Here is a 16509-nt window from a genome sequence, read left to right on the forward strand (position 1 = left end):
ATATGCGATAGCCCTGCCCTCGAGGGGGAGATGTCGCCGAAGGCGACAGAGGGGGTCGGTCCGACCGGGCACGACCTCCTGCGGCAGATGAAGGTTAGCGCTCCACGCGCGACGACCCCCTCTGGCCTGCCGGCCATCTCCCCCTCAAGCGGGGAGACTACCCACGCCCGAAATGCCGTGCCGCAACCTCGACATGCGTATGCGGTGCGTGCGGCTCGAATCTCTCGGTCTCGTTGCAATCGCCAGCCTCGTTCGGCCACCAGACACCACCAATGACGATGCCGTCCGAGGTGAGCCGCTGATCGGCGATCAGTGCTGCGCCGACGGCATCGACAAAGGTGAAGCGGCCGGGGCGCAGCCTGAGCACCGCGACATCGCCGACGCCGCCCACTTTCAGCGTGCCGAGCTCCGGCCTGGCGATCGCCTCGGCCGGGCGCTGCGTGGCGGCGCGCAGGACTTCGACCAGCGGCATGCCGAGCGCCATCAGCTTCGACATGCAGACCAGGATGTCGAAGGCGGGACCGTCGACGCAGTAGAGATGGACGTCGCTCGAGATGACGTCGGGCGCCAGGCCTTCGGCCAGCATGGCTTTGGCCACCTCGAAGTCGAACGAGCCCATGCCGTGGCCGATGTCGAAGATAACGCCGCGTTCGCGCGCCAGATACATGTCCGGCCGCACCGCGCCGGAGGCGAAGACCGGCGCGTTGGGGAACGGGCGGAAGCAGTGGGTAAGGATGTCGCCGCGGCGCAGGCGCGGCAGCACTTCGGAGCGGCCGGGCGGCGGCTCGTCTATATGCGCCATCAGCGGCAGGCCGGCCTGGTCGGCGGCTTCGAGCGCGAGGTCCACCGGCGCAATGCCGCTGGTGCCGCCGGCATGCTTGCCGGAGCGCACTTTTACGCCGACGACGACATCGGCGTGCTCGCGCACCGCCGCCACCGTCTCGCGCGGCTCGCAGAGCCTCAGATCGCTGCATTCGCCGACCGACACCGTCTGCGAAAAGCCGAATATGCCGGCAAAGGAGATGTTGACATAAGCCAGGATGCGCACCTTCGAGCGCTCGATGACATGGCGGCGAAAGCCGAGGAAATTGCCCGCACCCGCGCTGCCGGCGTCGATGAAGGTCGTGGTGCCGCTCTTGGCCGCCAGGCGGTCGGCATCGACGCCAAGCGAGGTACCGCCCCAATAGACATGGCTGTGCAGATCGATGAGGCCGGGCGTGACGATGCAATCGCGGGCGTCGACGACCTGCGTGGCGTGCTCGGCATCGATGGCGGCCTCGATGGCCGCGATGCGCCCATTGGCGATGGCTACATCGCGCACGGCGTCCAGGCCGGAGGCCGGATCGATCAGGCGGCCGCCCTTGATCAGGAGATCGAACTGCATCGGCGCCTCCGCTGGTATTTATCTACTGATCAAACCGGCCGGTAGGCGACGGCTTCGACCTCGATCTTGATGTCGATCATCAGCCGCGATTCGACCGTGGTGCGGGCCGGCGGGTTGCTGGGAAAATGTTTGGCGTAGACGGTGTTGAAGGCGCCGAAATCGCGCGCGTCCTCGAGCCAGACCGTGGTCTTGACGACATCGTCCATGGTGCAGCCGGCCAGCGCGAGTGCCGCCTTCACATTCTGCAGCACCTGCTCCGTCTGCTCGGTAATGCCGCCCTTGACTACGATGCGGTCGGCGTCGACCGGCACCTGACCAGAGATATAGACGAAATCGCCAGCGCGCACCGCTGGCGACAGCGGCACATGCGATGTTCCAAAACACTGCTTGGGCAAGGGAAAACTCCTGTTCAGACCTGGCGGATCACGCCTGCGGTTGCGTTTCAGCCGACCGCTCTACGCCTCTCCCCACGATCCTCATAGGGGGCTTTTGGGAAAGCAAGATTTTTCCAGATGCGTGTTGCTTTATCGGGGGACGGCCAGCATCTTGCGCCTCGCATTTTCCCGACAGGAGATTTTTTAAAATGACCTTCGACAAGAACCCGTTTCCGGAAGGCGATGCCGATCGTCATGCGCTGTGGGAAATGCTGGTGCGGCGCGACATCGACGCCTTCATCGGCCAGGACTGGTCGATGGTCGAGGATGATTTCATCGCCGACAGTTTTTTCGGCATGCATGCGCATTTCCTGAGCGATGCCGACGCCTGGCGGCTGCAATTCCCGAGCCTTGCCGTCTATCGCGACGAGTGGTTGCGCCAGGCCAAGGAGACAGCGGCGACCAAGTTCGCCGAGCCGCTGCGCGAAGCCCTGTTTCGCGTCACCAACATGCGCGACATCGATGTCGATGGTGACCGCGCCGTGCTGCACAAGAAGTTCAACGGTTCGGTGACCAAGGCCGACGGCAGCGTCGACCGGCTGAAGTGGCAGACGCTGTATTTCTGCAGGAAAGTGGCGGGGCGCTGGAAGATTGCCGGCTTCGTCGGCTACATGCCGCATCCCATGGGGGACTGAGGCGCGGTCCGCGCAGTAGGGTTAGTGCCGGCCTTCGCGCACGAAGACGCGCGCTTCCCGGGCCGCGGCGGTGAAGGCGCGGCGCGCCGTGCCGACCGCTCGGCGCTGCTCCATCGCATCCATCATCGCTTTCAACGCGGAGCGGTATTTTGGCCCACGCTCTTCGTCCGGCCATCCGTCGACCAGCAGGGAGGCTGCCTGGACCGTTCCGGTAACGGTCAGGCCGCTGCCTTCGCTTTCGATGGTCACCGGAACGTCGAATTGTTCATCGCGCATTGACGCTACTCCTGGAACTCAACTCGTTGTTTTGACGCAATTCCCAAGGGAAAGCGCTACGCGCTTTTCCCGGGAAAACCGCTCACACTTTTCCTGGAATTGCTCGAACTTGATGACGTCAGAAACGGCGCAATGCTCGTTTCGTTCCAGCGTCACTGCTTGCGGTGGTCGAACACGACCGCCATGGTCTTACCAATTGCCGCCATCACGATCAGTTCGACCAGATCGTCGTCGCTGTCGACACAGGCCGGATTCATGCGGCGGATGGCGTCGAGCGCCGCCCTGGTCGAGACGGTATCGCCGGCGCGGAATTTGGAAAGCGCAGAGGAAACAAGATTTTGAGCTGTCAGATCGATGACAGGTACGCTTGCTGCAACGTTCATTGGCTTCCTCCTGCCAAGAACCCTCTCCCGCAGGAATGATACGCCGAACGGCGATTTCCTCCAGCGGAATCGTGGTCCGACCAGATTGCCGAGCGGGCACGTTTGCGTGTTTGATAAGGTCGAGCCAACAGCGTCTAGGAACCAGCCCGAACATGAAACTGTACTTCAGCCGGAATCCCAATCCGCGCCTCGCGGTTGCAACGGCGCGTCATCTCGGAGTCAAGGTCGAGTTTGAGTTCGCGGCACCCATGGCGCCGGGGCAGGCCGAGCGGTTCCGACCGCTCAATCCTAATCTTACCCTGCCGACATTGGCATGGCCGGGCGGCAGCCTCTGGGAAGCCGACGCCATAGCCTGCCTGCTGTCGCGCGAGGCGGGTTCGGATTTCTGGCGCAATGGCGACGACCAACCCGACATGATCCGTTGGCTGAGCTGGGGCAAGGAGAATTTCGTCCGGGCCTGCGACACCGTGCACTTCGAGCGCGGCACCAAGCAGCGCTAGGGGATTGGCCCGATCGACCAGGGCAAGGTCGAGGAGGGAACGGACGAGTTCCGCAGGGCGGCAGGGGTTCTCGAGGCCGAACTGTCCCAACGGCAGTGGCTGGTCGGCAGCTCACTTTCCTACGCCGATTTTCGCATGGCGACGTTCTTGCCTTTCAACGATGTCGCGGGCCTGCCGTTGGATCATTATCCATCGGTCCTCAGTTGGTATCGCCGGCTCGAGGCCATCGACGCCTGGCGCGACCCCTTTAACGGGCTGGATGCGCCGCTTTTGCCGCCGGTGAAGCCGGTCTAGCCAGCTTTTCAACCGACCGGGCCGGCCAAGTGTGGCGCTTTGGCAGCATAGGTGTGGAACACCGGGCCTGTTGCCTCGGCGCGCTCGACGGCTTGCGGTCAGGTTGATAAGCCCTCTCCTCAAGGAGAGTCGTGACATGACCGTAGCTATCGAGATGGGACAGACGACGGCGGGTGCGCCGGCGGCGCTCGATCTTGAGGAGCTGCTGGCGACGCGCCTTCTGGTGCAGGGCAATTCCGGCTCCGGCAAATCGCATCTATTGCGCCGGCTCCTGGAGCAGAGCGCGCCCTGGGTACAGCAGACCATCATTGATCCCGAAGGCGATTTCGTCTCGCTGGGCGACCACTACGGCCATCTGGTGATCGATGCCGAGGAGCATACGGAGCGCGGCCTGCAGGCGGCCGGCGAGCGGGCGCGCATCCACCGCGTCTCCACCGTGCTCAATCTCGAAGGGCTCGACGCCGAGAACCAGATGCGTCGCGCCGCCGCCTTTCTCGGCGGCCTCTTCGAAGTCGCCCGCGAGCACTGGTACCCGATGCTGGTGGTGGTCGACGAGGCGCAGCTGTTCGCCCCGGCGGTGGCCGGCGAGGTTTCCGACGAAGCGCGCAAACTCTCGCTCGGCGCCATGACCAATCTGATGTGCCGGGGCCGCAAGCGCGGCCTTGCCGGCATCATCGCCACCCAGCGGCTGGCCAAGCTCGCCAAGAATGTTGCGGCGGAAGCCTCAAATTTCCTCATGGGCCGCACCTTTCTCGACATCGACATGGCGCGCGCCGCCGATCTTCTGGGCATGGAGCGGCGGCAAGCCGAGGCGTTCCGTGACCTGGAGCGGGGGCACTTCATGGCGCTCGGGCCGGCGCTGTCGCGCCGTCCGCTCGGCGTGCGCATCGGCCAGACCGAGACGAGCCCGCGCAACGGAACGCCACGGCTGATGGCGATGCCGGAGGCAGCGCTTGAGGACGCCCGTGCCATCATCCTGGCGGCGCCGCCACCCGAGGCGATGCGCGCACCGCGCCGGGTGGCGTCGCCGGACCTGCTCGACCAGTTGATGGCGGCCAAGTCTGCAGCGCTGGAAATCCGCCCCGAACCGGCGGAACCGGCGGTGAGCGCCGAGGATCTGGCAGAGCGGCGAGAGCGGGTGGACCGTGTCCTGCGCGCCATCCTGGCGCAGCCCGACGCGGGTTTTCGCGTCATCGGCGTGCTGTACCAAGAATTTGTGGTCCGCTGCCGCATCGAGGGCCTCGCTTCGGTGGTGCCGGACCTCTCCGAATTCCGCCGCATGCTGACACGCGCCCGCGCCGGGCTCGGCGCTGATATGGCAGGCGACGACGCCTGGCAGGATGTTTCCGTCCGCGCCTCGCTGCTGCCTGAGGACATGCAAGGCGTGTTCATGATGATTGCGCGCGCCGCCAAGGAAGGCTGGCCGTGCCCGAGCGACGCGGCGATCGCGCGCGCCTACGGTTCGCACTCGCTGCGCCGCGCCAGGCGCCTGCTCACCTATATCGAGGAGCAGGGTCTCATCGTCTGCCAGCTCGACGGCACCGGCCGCCGCACGGTGACGCTGGTCGAACTCGCCTGGGCAACGGCGCCCGGCGACCCTAATGCCGCGGAGGCGGAGCAGGGCAGTTTGGCGCTGTGATTGCGGGCGCTTTGGGCAGCCTGGCCTCATCGCTTATGTAGGCGGTTCTGAACAAGATGTGTTTCGCCGATCGGTGCACGGCGAATTATGATGGCTTTCTGAGAATCGCAGAACGGTTCGGGGCGGGAGGGTTGTCCGGTGCGGTTGAAATCTCTGGCTGAATTTGTCCTCGGCATCCTTGCCGTCGCCGTGATTGCGATCACGGTGTCGGCCCGGACGTTTGCCGCGCCCTCCGGTATACCGGCATGGTTGCAGGCCCATGTCGGCGACGGCGACGGCGAAATCTCTCAAGTGGTGCTGGAACGGGCGCGCGCGCTTTATCAGAAGAAGGTGTCGCAGGGCGCGGTCCACAATGGCTGCTATTTCGCCATGGACGCCACGCGTCCGGGCGATCTCGGCGGCGGTGCGTTGGGGCGACGCTACTACGTCATCTGCGAAGCCAAGCAGACGTTTCGGGCGATTTCGTCAGGGCATGGCGGCGGCCGTAATTTGAAGGGCGTGGTCGATTTTTCCAACGGGAAGCGCTGCGCGAAAAACTTCGGCAATGCCCTGGACTCGTCCTTGACGATGGGCGGCGCCTATATGACCAGCGAGGCAAAGACGTCGTTCAAGGGTTTCTATCGCGTCGGCGCGAAGCAGGATCAGATTCTGCAACGCACCTTTATCCAGTTCGACGGCGAGGGCGAGACGGCGAATGCCAGGCAGCGTGTGATCGGCGGCCATGCGGCGCGGCTGTTGCGCGGCATGTGCCTGCGCAAGAAGCCGAACAGCTCCTACGCCGACCATGACGGCTTTGTGCCGTACGGCAAGCTGGTCGATTACGCCGGCGGCCGCAGCAATGGCTGCACCAGCTGGTCGCCGGCCGATGCGGAGCAGATCATTTCGATGGTGAAGGGCAATCCGACGACGCTCTACATCTATCCCGAATCGCGCGACATAGCCGCCGTTGGCAAAGCCGACACTTACTGGAACGCGTCCTGCCTGAAGGAGATCGGCAAGCCGAAATTCTGGCCGCGCCAGCGCCTCGAGCCGATCATCGCTCAATACAAGAAGGACAACCCGCCACCGCCGGCGCAGCCGCTGCCGATCTGCACGGGGCCGTGAGGCGATGAGCGCTCGGCCCGGCATTGTCGGAGGCGCGGGCTGGGCCGCGCCGCCGACGATTGCGATGGGGCGGGTGGCTCTACTGATTGATCTCGGGTTCGACGAGCTTTGCCAGGTTGCGCAGCGATTCCTGCCAGCCAAGATAGCACGCCTCGGCCGGAATGGCGTCCGGAATGCCTGCCTGCGTGATATCGAGTTCCGTGCCGACCGACACTTTCTTCAAGGTCACGGTCACCACGATCTCGCCGGGCAGATTGGGATCGTCGAACCTGTCGGTGTAGCGCAGGCTTTCGCCGGGAACGAGCTCGAGATACTCGCCGCCGAAGGCGTGGCTGCCGCCCGTGGTAAAGTTGCGGAACGACATCTTGAAAGTGCCGCCGACTTTCGCCTCTAAGCTGTGCACCGTGCAGGTGAAGCCGTTCGGCGGAAGCCATTTCGCCAGTGCATCGGCTTCAGTGAACGCGCGGTAGACCTTCTCCGGGCTGGTCGTCAGAACGCGGTGCAAACGTACGGTGCTTGGCATGTCTTCGGTATCCTTTGTGGTTTCGTTGATCGATGCCTCAAGGACGGGTGGACTTCACCCGGTCCGACACAGCCTGTCAAATTTTTTGGGCCCTTTGCCCGCGGCCTTCCATCCTGCGATTTCGAGCCGCCGCTTCGGGCGTGCGGCCGCGCCGCGACGAATTGCATGCATCATCGACAATCTGCCTAATCTTTTTGCACAGATTTCACAATATTTATTAAAATTTACCAAGTCTCACCCTTAAATTGTATTAGGGTTGGCTTATTATACTCAGCTTGATATATTTTCACGAGTGACGATCTTCTTCGTGTACTATAGGATGATTCCCTGGAGCCAGGGATTAATCTAAACGTTGATCCGAGGTGATCGCTCGAAGGTTGTCGAGCGGCCAAGGCAGCACGCGCAAGGAGTGTCCGAATGAGCACCGTCCTCAACGCCAAAGGCATTCCACTTCCCTACACCGGGGCTTCCACCCACTGGTTTTCGGCGACCGGGGCCGGGCCGCAGCTCTATGGCACCTCGGGCAACGATTCCTTCTGGGGCGACACCAGCGTCAAGGTCACCATGTATGGCGGCGCGGGCGACGATTATTACCACCTCTATTCGACGATCAACAAAGCGGTCGAGCTGCCCGGCGAGGGTATCGACACGATCGACACCTGGATGAGCTACAAGCTCCCCGACAATTTCGAGAACCTCGTCGTCACCGGCGCCAATCACTACGCGTTCGGAAATTCGCTCGACAACATCATCAAGGGCGGCACCAGCAGCCAGACGTTCGACGGCGGTCTGGGTAACGACGTGCTGATCGGCGGTGGCGGCGCTGACACTTTCATCATCACCAAGGGCCACGGCAGCGACCTGATCACCGATTTCGGCGCGGACGACACCATTCGCCTCAATGGCTACGACTTCATGTCGTTCGACGCCGTCAAGGCGCATATGACGCAGGCGGGAGCGAACGTTGCGCTGACCCTCGGATCCGACGAGGTGCTGGTGTTCAACAACACCACCATCGACAAGCTGCAGCCCGGCCAGTTCGAGCTGCCGGTCGACAAGTCCGGTATGACGCTGTCGTTCTCCGACGACTTCAACACGCTGAGCCTTAACAATAGCCAAGGCGGCACGTGGGACACCAACTTCTGGTGGGGCGCGCCGAACGGCAGCACGTTGACCCAGAACAACGAGCTGCAGTGGTATATCGACGCCAATTACGCGCCAACGAGCTCGGTTCATCCGTTCAGTGTGGCAGGCGGCGTTCTCACCATCACCGCGGCGCAGACGCCGGCGGACATCAAGCCGCTGATCAACAACTATGAATACACCTCCGGGCTCCTGACCACACACGACTCCTTCTCGCAGACCTATGGCTATTTCGAAATGCGGGCCGACCTGCCCGAAAACACCGGGGCCTGGCCGGCTTTCTGGCTGTTGCCGGAAGACGGCTCATGGCCGCCGGAGCTGGACGTCGTGGAAATGTATGGCCAGAACCCGAACCAGCTTCTGATGACCGCGCACACGAATGAGACGGGGCAGCACACCACGGTCGGGTCGACGGTGAATGTCTCGGACACCGCCGGCTTCCACACCTATGGCCTTTTGTGGGCGCCGGACAAGCTGGTCTGGACCTATGATGGCGTCCAGGTCGCGGAAGCGGCGACGCCGTCCGATATGAACAAGCCCATGTATATGCTGGTCGACCTTGCGATCGGCGGTCAAGCCGGCGCGCCGCCCGACCATCTGGCGACGCCCGCGCAGATGAAGATCGACTATATCCACGCCTATACGCTGAACGATTTGCAGCAGAGCCATCTGAGCGCAACAGGCGAGCACGCGGTCTAGATGTCGCGGGACCGCGCGCCGCTCAGGGATGCGGCCATCCGGCACGGCCTGCGCCCGGTCTTCCTGCGCGCCATCGCCGATATTGGCGTCTTCTCGTTGCTGATCAACATCCTGCTTCTGGTGATTCCGCTCTATCTGCTGCAGGTCTATGACCGGGTGCTGCCGTCCTCCAGCGTCGAGACGCTGATTTATCTCTCGGCCATGGCGGTCGTCGCGCTCGCCTTCCTCGGCCTGCTGGATGCGGTCCGAGCCATTTACGCGCAGCGTATTGCGGCTGCCGTCGACCAGAAACTGGGCGCGCGGACATTCGCCGCCTCGCTTGGCGCCAGATATGCCGGCAGTGCGCTGTCGCCGCTGAACGACCTTGCCACGGCCTGCGCCTTCATCAGGTCGCGCGGCGTGGCGGTGCTGTTCGACCTGCCGTTTGCGCCCGTCTTCCTCGCCTTGCTCTATTTCATCCATCCCGTCCTGTTCTGGCTGACGCTCGCCGGCGCCGTGCTTCTGTTTCTTCTCGTCGTGGCCAACCAGTCTGCCATCGGCAGGAGCGATGCCATGTCGGCGGAACGCTCTGCCGTGGCCAGCCAGGCGGAGCAGGCCTTTGCCCGCAGCACGGACACGTTGCGCGCCATGGGCATGGTGCAAAATGCCGCCGCGGTCTGGGGGCAGCACGTGGCCGAAGCGCTGACCCTGCACGACCGTTCCGGAACCGCCAACGCGATCTTCAGCGCGACATCGCGGTCGCTGCGCATGATGCTGCAGCTGGCGATCCTCGGCGCCGGCGCGTGGCTGGTGCTGCAAGGGCAGATGACCGCCGGCATGATCTTCGCGTCCTCGCTGGTGTCGTCGCGCGCGCTGCAGCCGCTCGACCAATTGATCGGATCCTGGCGGCAGATCGTCGGCGCCAGGCGATGCTGGAAGCGGCTGGACGCCGCGCTTGCGGCGCGACCGCCGCAAGCGCGCAAGCTTGCTCTGCCCGATCCGTCCGGTGCGATTTCGGTAAAGGATCTTTTCTTCATCGCGCCGAATGCGTCCTTCGGCACCGAGCCCATCCTCAAGCGGCTGAATTTTGCCATCGGCGCCGGCGAAGCGGTGGCGATCGTCGGCCCGAGCGGCGCCGGCAAATCGACGCTGGCGAAACTGCTCGTGGGGGCACTGCAGCCGACCGGCGGCACGGTCAGGATCGACGGCGCCGACCTGAGGAGCTGGGACGAAACCCAGCTTGGAAGGCATATCGGCTATCTCCCGCAGGAGGTGGAGCTTTTCCCCGGATCGATCGCGCAAAACGTCGCCCGCTTCGACTCCGCTGCCGATGACGCAGCGATCGTCGAAGCGGCCAGGCATGCCGAGGCACATGAATTGGTGCTTACGCTGCGCGATGGCTATCAGACCATGATCGGCCCGTCGCATACCGTGCTGTCGGGCGGCGAGCGCCAGCGGATCGGGCTGGCGCGCGCCTTCTACGGCAATCCACGCATGCTGATATTGGACGAGCCCAACGCCCATCTCGACGGCAGTGGCGAAACGGCGCTCGAGGCGATGCTGTCGGCCGCGCGCGGCGCCGGCGTCACGGTGCTGGTGATCACGCATCGCCCGTCGATCGCGGCGGCCTGCGACCGCGTGATGGTCTTGCGCAACGGCGCGATCGAAGCCTTCGGCCCCGCGAGCGAGGTGCTGCGGCAATCGGCGGCCGGCAAGGGCGTTGCCGGGAACGCGGTGGTGACGGGCTCGTTCGTGTCGACCGTGCGCCCGCACAGCGTCCGCTTCGGGTCGTAGATGATGACACAGCAGAGCCTTGCCTTCGAAAGCCGACCGCGCACCGACTTCCGGCGCACGGCCGTTGTTGGCTACGCGGCCATAGCGCTTTTCGCCAGCTGCTTCGGCTATTGGGCGGCGAGCGCTCCGCTCTCCGGCGCGGTGATCACGTCCGGCACGATCTCGGCGACCGGCGGCAACATCCTCATCCAGCACCCCGAAGGCGGCATCATCGAGCAGTTGCTGGTGCATGAGGGCGACCGCGTGCAACAAAGCGAGCCGCTGGTCCTCCTCGACCGCACGGCGGCCGAGGCCGACCTCAACCGGCTGACCAGACAGTCGATCGCGCTCAGGGCAAGTGCCGCGCGGCTGGAAGCGGAGCGCGACGGATCGGACAGGCTGACGCCAATCACCGATGCAGCCCCCGCGCCGTTCCAGAGCGATTTCGACACTTTGGTGCGCGAACAGCAGAAGGAGTTCGATGCCAGGCTCGCCCGGTTCCGGTCCGAGCAGTCGATCCTGGCGCAGCGCGTCGCCATGCATCGCGAGTCGGCATTGGGCCTGGACGCGCAGAAACTGGCCATCCAGCAACAGGCCGACATCGTGAAGAAGGAGCTCGGCATCAAGGCCGGCCTGCTCGACAAGGGCCTCACCAACCGCAGCGAATATTCGCAGCTTCTGCGCAGCGAGGCCGATCTGGTCGGCCAGGCCGGCGCGCTGGAGGCGGACCTTGCGGCGACCAAGACGCAGATCGTCGAAGCCCAGGCGCAGGTCGAGCGCGCGACCACGCAACGTATCGAGGAGGCGCTGACCAAGCTCGACGAGGTCCGCACCAAGCTGGCAGACATCGGCGAACAGATCACGGCGGCCGAGGCGGTGCTCGGGCGCACGACGATCAAGGCGCCGGCAGCCGGCATCGTGGTGTCGTCGACCTATAATTCCAAGGGCAGCGTGATTGCGCCGGGGCAGAAGATCATGGAGATCCTGCCCACAGCGTCAGGCCTCATCGTCGACGCGAAGCTGCGGCCGAAGGACGTGGATCTGGTTCGCGTCGGCCAGCCGGCGAAACTCAGATTGTCGGCCCTCAACGCGCGCCTCACGCCCGAGGTCCCGGCGACGGTGACCCAAATCTCCGCCGACCGGCTGATCGATGAAACCACGCACGAGGCCTATTTCCGCGCCAGGCTGAAGATCACCGACACGCTGCCGCAGGGCGTGAAGGCCGGGCAGCTTTACCCGGGAACGCCGGTCGAGGCGTTTATCAGCACCGGCGACCGGACCTTCTTCGAATATCTGGCGCGGCCGATGCTGGATTCGCTCGCGCGGGCGTTCACGGAGCGGTAGGAGCCAGATCGTCCTCCCAGTTGGCGCCACCGTAAAACACCCGGAGAATCACCACCTGATCGTCGCTTATGGCGAAGGCCACAGTCAGTCGCCGCTCGAAACCAACGATGCGAAGCCCCGGCCGCACGTCATCCCTTCGGGTTCCACGTTCCGAGGCGTAGTCAAGACCCAGGCAAAATCGCTCGATCCGCTCGATGTAGCGAATGGCAGTGAGGTTGCCCGACGCATGAGCGACCGCATCGTATATCCATAGCAGGTCCGCCTGGGCTTCCGGCAAAAAGACAACATGCCGGCGCTTCACACGTCCCCCTTGAGGCGGGCGTGATGGGCGCGGATGCTGTCAAAAACCTGGTCGGCGGGGATGGCCTGGGAGGGGTCTGCCTTCCACCTGTCATAGGTCGGCACGACCTCCTCGCGCAGCCAGCGCTCCACGGCGGCGTCGCGTTCCTGCAATGCGCGAAGACCGGCGCGGATCACTTCACTGCTGGTCGCGTATGTGCCCGACTGAACGAGCTGGTCGATAAAAGCGGCCTGCTCGGCCGGCAAACTGAAGGTGCGTTTTTCAGTTGCGGACATGGTTGTGCTCCTATCAGAGTTGGTATGATATTATCATACCGGTGCTGGGATCGCATCTGGAATCTGACGCGGCATAGTTCTGAACATGCGCCTATGGGCCGCTGCTACCGGCAGAGACACCGGACATTCGGCCGGGATGCCTGAGATGGGTCGGCGTGATGCCGGTCTGCTGGCGGAAGACGCGGCTGAAATGGCCGGCATTGGGAAAGCCGCAGCGGTAGGCGATGTCGCCGATTGCCAGGTCGCTCCCTTCCAGCAGCGACTTCGCTTGATGCACGCGCAGCGCAAGATAGGCCGCCATCGGGCCGATGCCGAGCTCGGCGCCGAACAGGCGCTCGAGCTGGCGCCGCGATAAATTCAGCCGGCTCGCGATCTCGGCGACCGACAGCGTCTCCTGGAGGTTGCTTTCCATCAGCAGCAAGGCCCGCTTCACGGCGCGGCTCGACGCCGCGGGAAAGAGGTCGCCGACGGGCTGCACGTCGCGGCTTGAGCGGATGCGGTCGAGCACGAGGATCTTGGCGGCTTTTTCCGCCGCCTTGCGGCCGATGAACTGCGAGACGAAATGGCCGGCAAGGTCGGCCGCACCGGTGCCGCCGGCGCAGGTCGAGCGGCCGCGGTCGACGGAAAACAGGCTGTCGGCATGGGCGTTCACGTCAGGGAACTGGTTGCGGAAATCCTTGATGTGGAACCAACTCACCGCGGCGCTGTAGCCGTCGAGCAGGCCGTAGCGCGCGAGCACGAAGCTGCCGGTGCAGAGCGCCGTCAGCGGCACGCCCTTTTCGGCGGCGCGCAACAGGAAGGCCTCCTTTTCGGAGCTGAGTGACCGGTTGGTGTCGAGCAGGCCGCCGACCACGACGACATTGTCGAACTCCTCCGGATTGCCCATCGCCTTGGTCGGCAGCAGTTCGACACCGCAGCTCGCCCGGATCGGCAGGCCGCGTTCGCCGACGATCTCCCAGTCGAACTCGATCCTGCGGCTGCGGTCGCCCTCATCGCCGGCCAGCCGCAGCGTGTCGATGAACAGCGACAGCGGCGACAGCGTGAAGTCGCGAACCAAAAGAAACGCAAACCGCCTGGCCATTGTTTTCCCGGAAACTGCTCTCGACTGGATTTGGCTATTGTCGCTGATATCTACGGTTTGGCACAGGCGTGCGCGTCATACTCGTCAGGAGCGGCCGCAGGATGTCGGAGATGAGATTGATGACCACAGCGCAACGATGACATACGGATGGACTAGCGGAATTGATCGGCATGGCACGGCGCGAGAAAAACCCTATCGTGTAGCCAAGCGGAGCCCAGACCATGACCCTGACCAATCGAGACATTGTCGAGCTGACGGCATGGCGGCGTAAGCTGCACCGGCAGCCGGAAATCTCGAACGAAGAGGAGAAGACGGCCAGGGAGGTCGTGGCCTTCCTCGCCGATACCGGTCCGGACAAGGTGCTGACCGGCCTCGGCGGCCATGGTGTGGCGGCGGTCTATGACAGCGGCCAGGCAGGGCCAACGGTGCTGTTCCGCTCCGAGCTCGATGCGCTGCCGATCGAGGAGCTTTCGGGCGTCGACCATGCCTCGCAGGTGCCGGGAAAGTCGCATATGTGCGGTCATGACGGCCACACCGCGATCCTCGCCGCACTCGGCCGCCAGCTCGGGCGCGAACGGCCGGCGCGGGGCCGCGTCGTCTTGATGTTCCAGCCGGCGGAGGAGACCGGCAATGGTGCTGCCGGCGTCGTCGCCGATCCGCGCTTTGCCGAGATCGCGCCGGATTTCGCCTTCTCGCTGCACAATCTGCCGGGCGTGCCGTTCGGCGAGGTGCGGCTGAAACCCGGCGTGGTCAACTGCGCCTCGCGCGGCATGCGCATCGTGCTGGAGGGCAAGACCGCGCATTCCTCCATGCCCGAAACCGGGGTGTCGCCGATGCCGGCGATCAGCCAGTTGATGCCGGCGCTGCCGGGGCTCGGGCGCGGCACCTTTGCCGATGACGATTTCAGCATGGTGACCGTCACCCATGCGACGATGGGCGAGGCCGTGTTCGGCATCGCGCCCGCCCACGCCGAGGTCTGGGCGACGTTGCGCACAAGGCGCGACGAGCGCATGGCGGAGCTGGTCGCGGCCGCCGAAGTGCTTGCCGCCAGGATCGCGGTCGAGCACCGCCTGTCCGTCCGCTGCGACTACCACGAGATCTTCGTCGCCAGCGTCAATGCGCCGGATGCGGTGGAGCATCTCAACCGCGCGCTGGACGAAGAAGGTGTGGCGCGCAGCGAGGAGGCCCTGCCGATGCGCGCTTCGGAAGATTTCGGCATTTTCGGCCACAAGGCGAAGTCAGCGATGTTCTTCCTCGGCGCCGGCGAGCGCACCCCTTCGCTGCACAATCCGGACTATGATTTTCCCGACGATCTGATCCCGATCGGCTCGAAAATCTTCATGCGCGCGGCGCGCAACCTTTTGGGCTGAGCGGCTGTGCGAAATCCGCACGCCGAAGCTGCCTTTTTGCGGCTCGAATCATCCTGTAGTCGCCGCCCTAAATTAGGAGGGGCTTGCGGATGAGGATTGCAGTGGTCGTCGCGTTGACCGCGACAGTGGCGGGATGCGTGAGTTCTCCGGTCCAATACGGCGCCTCGCTTTCGCCGCAGGACCCGAAATGGGCGACGCCGGAATGCCAGCAGGCCCGCACGGATGCCATGAACTACGATGCACGCGAGAAGGGGCAGCCGGGATGGGGCTTCGGCGTGCTGCTTGGGCCCTACAGCATGGGCCTCGTCGCGGCGGCCAAGGAACACCAGCAGCAGCAGCGAAGGCTGCTTGCCCGCCAGGTGCATCTGCAGTGCTCGAGCCTGCCGCTGCCAAAGGATCTGGATTTCGATCCGCAAATCTATGCACCAAAGCCGGCGAAATATCCGTAGGGCTGGCGTTTAGGTTTGCCGGCGGGAATAGCAGAGGTCGGCGCCAGCCCCCACTCCGTCTCGGCTTCGCCGAGCCACCTCTACCCCCATGTACATGGGGGAGAGGAAACCCAAGCTTTTTGGGGGCGTGGGAACCCAAGTTTTTCGAGGTCGCGACTCCGGCGGTTAGCATTTCCTCTCCCCCACGAATGTGGGGGTAGAGGTGGCTCGGCGAAGCCGAGACGGAGTGGGGGAACGCCCTATGCGACTTGCCCGCCCCTTGCCCGTCACGCCAACCGTTGCCCACCATCGATGTGGATGGTCTCGCCGGTCATGAATTCGGCCTCCATCAGATAGAGATAGGCCGGTGCGACATCCGCCGGTGCCGCGACCTTGCCTGCCGGCACCCGCCCGGCCATGGCGGCGAAGTATCCGGCCTTGGCCTCGCCGACGAGTTCGTCCCACATCGGCGTGTCGACCCAGCCGGGCGAGACGATGTTGACGCGGGTCGGCGCCAGCTCCTGCGCCAGCGCGGCGGTAAGCCGGCGCATCGCGCAGACCTGCAGCAAGAGGCCGCTGAGCCGCAGCGCGGACGCCGCCCGGCTCGCGCTGGTAGTAGGGCGGCTGGACGACCGCGACTCCGCCCCTCGGGTTCATGGCAGGCGAGTGCGGTGCCGATTGTAGGGCCCCATCAGGCGACGGCGGCCAACTTCGCGTAACCCTGCGCCTAGCCCCCTACCGAAGCTGCTCCTTAGCTTCCGATTTGCGACGCGACCGACATCATCGCCTCGGAGTTCGGGCGGGCGCCCAAGCCGCCATCGTAAACCTCGGAGAACGTCCAGCGAACGACGCCGTTGCGGTCGAGCAGGAACTGGCCCATGAGCTGGCCCACGCCGGTCGCCATCATTTGCTGGTCCGCTTCAGTGATATCGTAATTGTCTTTT

17 protein-coding genes and 2 pseudogenes are annotated in these 16509 nt (G+C 64.5%); 9 read left to right on the top strand and 10 right to left on the bottom strand.

The features are described from left to right. Positions 1 to 157 precede the first annotated feature (157 nt). Both AC04SG_RS31965 and AC04SG_RS31970 read right to left on the bottom strand, forming a co-directional pair. Positions 158 to 1384 carry an amidohydrolase/deacetylase family metallohydrolase gene (locus AC04SG_RS31965; RefSeq protein WP_488554275.1) on the bottom strand — a complete coding sequence of 409 codons (1227 nt, stop codon included), beginning with the start codon at positions 1382 to 1384 and terminating at the stop codon, positions 158 to 160. Between the two features lie 29 nt (positions 1385 to 1413). After that, entirely contained in the window at positions 1414 to 1779 is a 366-nt protein-coding gene (locus AC04SG_RS31970) for a RidA family protein (RefSeq protein ID WP_112562601.1), read from the bottom strand. Between the two features lie 188 nt (positions 1780 to 1967). On the opposite strand from AC04SG_RS31970, the gene AC04SG_RS31975 reads away from it, so the two are divergent. Then, positions 1968 to 2453 carry a hypothetical protein gene (locus AC04SG_RS31975; protein ID WP_488554276.1) on the top strand — a complete coding sequence of 162 codons (486 nt, stop codon included), beginning with the start codon at positions 1968 to 1970 and terminating at the stop codon, positions 2451 to 2453. Positions 2454 to 2474: 21 nt separating this feature from the next. Here the strand turns inward: AC04SG_RS31975 and AC04SG_RS31980 are convergent, their stop codons facing one another. Next, a complete protein-coding gene (locus AC04SG_RS31980; RefSeq protein WP_488554277.1) occupies positions 2475 to 2729 on the bottom strand; it encodes a DUF982 domain-containing protein in 255 nt (84 codons plus the stop codon). Positions 2730 to 2881: 152 nt separating this feature from the next. Further along, a complete protein-coding gene (locus AC04SG_RS31985; RefSeq protein ID WP_192259115.1) occupies positions 2882 to 3112 on the bottom strand; it encodes a hypothetical protein in 231 nt (76 codons plus the stop codon). 152 nt (positions 3113 to 3264) lie between these two features. Here AC04SG_RS31985 and AC04SG_RS31990 point away from each other — a divergent pair. The 3 genes and pseudogenes from AC04SG_RS31990 to AC04SG_RS32000 all read left to right on the top strand — a co-directional run bounded on the left by AC04SG_RS31990 (position 3265) and on the right by AC04SG_RS32000 (position 6649). Continuing rightward, a pseudogene (locus AC04SG_RS31990) lies at positions 3265 to 3906 on the top strand (glutathione S-transferase family protein). Positions 3907 to 4042: 136 nt separating this feature from the next. Beyond that, complete coding sequence (locus tag AC04SG_RS31995; protein WP_488554278.1) at positions 4043 to 5545, top strand: helicase HerA domain-containing protein; 1503 nt, start codon at positions 4043 to 4045, stop codon at positions 5543 to 5545. A gap of 138 nt (positions 5546 to 5683) precedes the next feature. Then, on the top strand, positions 5684 to 6649 hold the full coding sequence (locus AC04SG_RS32000; protein WP_488554279.1) for a hypothetical protein: 966 nt from the start codon (positions 5684 to 5686) through the stop codon (positions 6647 to 6649). Between the two features lie 79 nt (positions 6650 to 6728). Here the strand turns inward: AC04SG_RS32000 and AC04SG_RS32005 are convergent, their stop codons facing one another. Then, complete coding sequence (locus AC04SG_RS32005; RefSeq protein ID WP_488554280.1) at positions 6729 to 7172, bottom strand: SRPBCC family protein; 444 nt, start codon at positions 7170 to 7172, stop codon at positions 6729 to 6731. Positions 7173 to 7589: 417 nt separating this feature from the next. On the opposite strand from AC04SG_RS32005, the gene eglC reads away from it, so the two are divergent. From eglC to AC04SG_RS32020, 3 genes are read left to right on the top strand one after another with little or no spacing between them, the layout of a single operon-like run. Further along, positions 7590 to 9014 carry an endo-1,3-1,4-beta-glycanase EglC gene (gene eglC, locus AC04SG_RS32010; RefSeq protein WP_488554281.1) on the top strand — a complete coding sequence of 475 codons (1425 nt, stop codon included), beginning with the start codon at positions 7590 to 7592 and terminating at the stop codon, positions 9012 to 9014. After that, positions 9015 to 10787 carry a type I secretion system permease/ATPase gene (locus AC04SG_RS32015; RefSeq protein WP_488554282.1) on the top strand — a complete coding sequence of 591 codons (1773 nt, stop codon included), beginning with the start codon at positions 9015 to 9017 and terminating at the stop codon, positions 10785 to 10787. A gap of 3 nt (positions 10788 to 10790) precedes the next feature. Beyond that, a complete protein-coding gene (locus AC04SG_RS32020) occupies positions 10791 to 12110 on the top strand; it encodes an HlyD family type I secretion periplasmic adaptor subunit (RefSeq protein ID WP_488554283.1) in 1320 nt (439 codons plus the stop codon). Here AC04SG_RS32020 and AC04SG_RS32025 read toward each other — a convergent pair. The 3 genes from AC04SG_RS32025 to AC04SG_RS32035 all read right to left on the bottom strand — a co-directional run bounded on the left by AC04SG_RS32025 (position 12097) and on the right by AC04SG_RS32035 (position 13767). Continuing rightward, positions 12097 to 12411: a type II toxin-antitoxin system RelE/ParE family toxin gene (locus AC04SG_RS32025; protein WP_488554284.1), complete on the bottom strand. Its 315-nt coding sequence runs from the start codon at positions 12409 to 12411 to the stop codon at positions 12097 to 12099. The genes AC04SG_RS32020 and AC04SG_RS32025 overlap by 14 nt on opposite strands. Continuing rightward, a complete protein-coding gene (locus tag AC04SG_RS32030; RefSeq protein WP_352585811.1) occupies positions 12408 to 12686 on the bottom strand; it encodes a type II toxin-antitoxin system ParD family antitoxin in 279 nt (92 codons plus the stop codon). Before AC04SG_RS32030 ends, AC04SG_RS32025 begins: the two co-directional genes overlap by 4 nt. A 91-nt stretch (positions 12687 to 12777) precedes the next feature. Continuing rightward, positions 12778 to 13767: a GlxA family transcriptional regulator gene (locus AC04SG_RS32035; RefSeq protein ID WP_477343768.1), complete on the bottom strand. Its 990-nt coding sequence runs from the start codon at positions 13765 to 13767 to the stop codon at positions 12778 to 12780. A 221-nt stretch (positions 13768 to 13988) separates the two neighbouring features. On the opposite strand from AC04SG_RS32035, the gene AC04SG_RS32040 reads away from it, so the two are divergent. Together AC04SG_RS32040 and AC04SG_RS32045 are read left to right on the top strand one after the other, a co-directional pair. Further along, the gene (locus AC04SG_RS32040; protein WP_488554285.1) at positions 13989 to 15137 is read left to right on the top strand and encodes an amidohydrolase; all 1149 of its coding nucleotides are present in this window, start codon (positions 13989 to 13991) and stop codon (positions 15135 to 15137) included. An 89-nt stretch (positions 15138 to 15226) separates the two neighbouring features. After that, a complete protein-coding gene (locus AC04SG_RS32045; protein WP_352559620.1) occupies positions 15227 to 15586 on the top strand; it encodes a protein kinase family protein in 360 nt (119 codons plus the stop codon). Between the two features lie 266 nt (positions 15587 to 15852). Here AC04SG_RS32045 and AC04SG_RS32050 read toward each other — a convergent pair whose 3' ends face one another. Next, entirely contained in the window at positions 15853 to 16116 is a 264-nt protein-coding gene (locus tag AC04SG_RS32050; RefSeq protein ID WP_488554286.1) for an SDR family oxidoreductase, read from the bottom strand. Between the two features lie 200 nt (positions 16117 to 16316). Next, a pseudogene (locus tag AC04SG_RS32055) lies at positions 16317 to 16509 on the bottom strand (AhpC/TSA family protein); the annotation flags it as partial.

It is taken from the genome of Mesorhizobium sp. CNPSo 4684 (genome assembly GCF_057784315.1).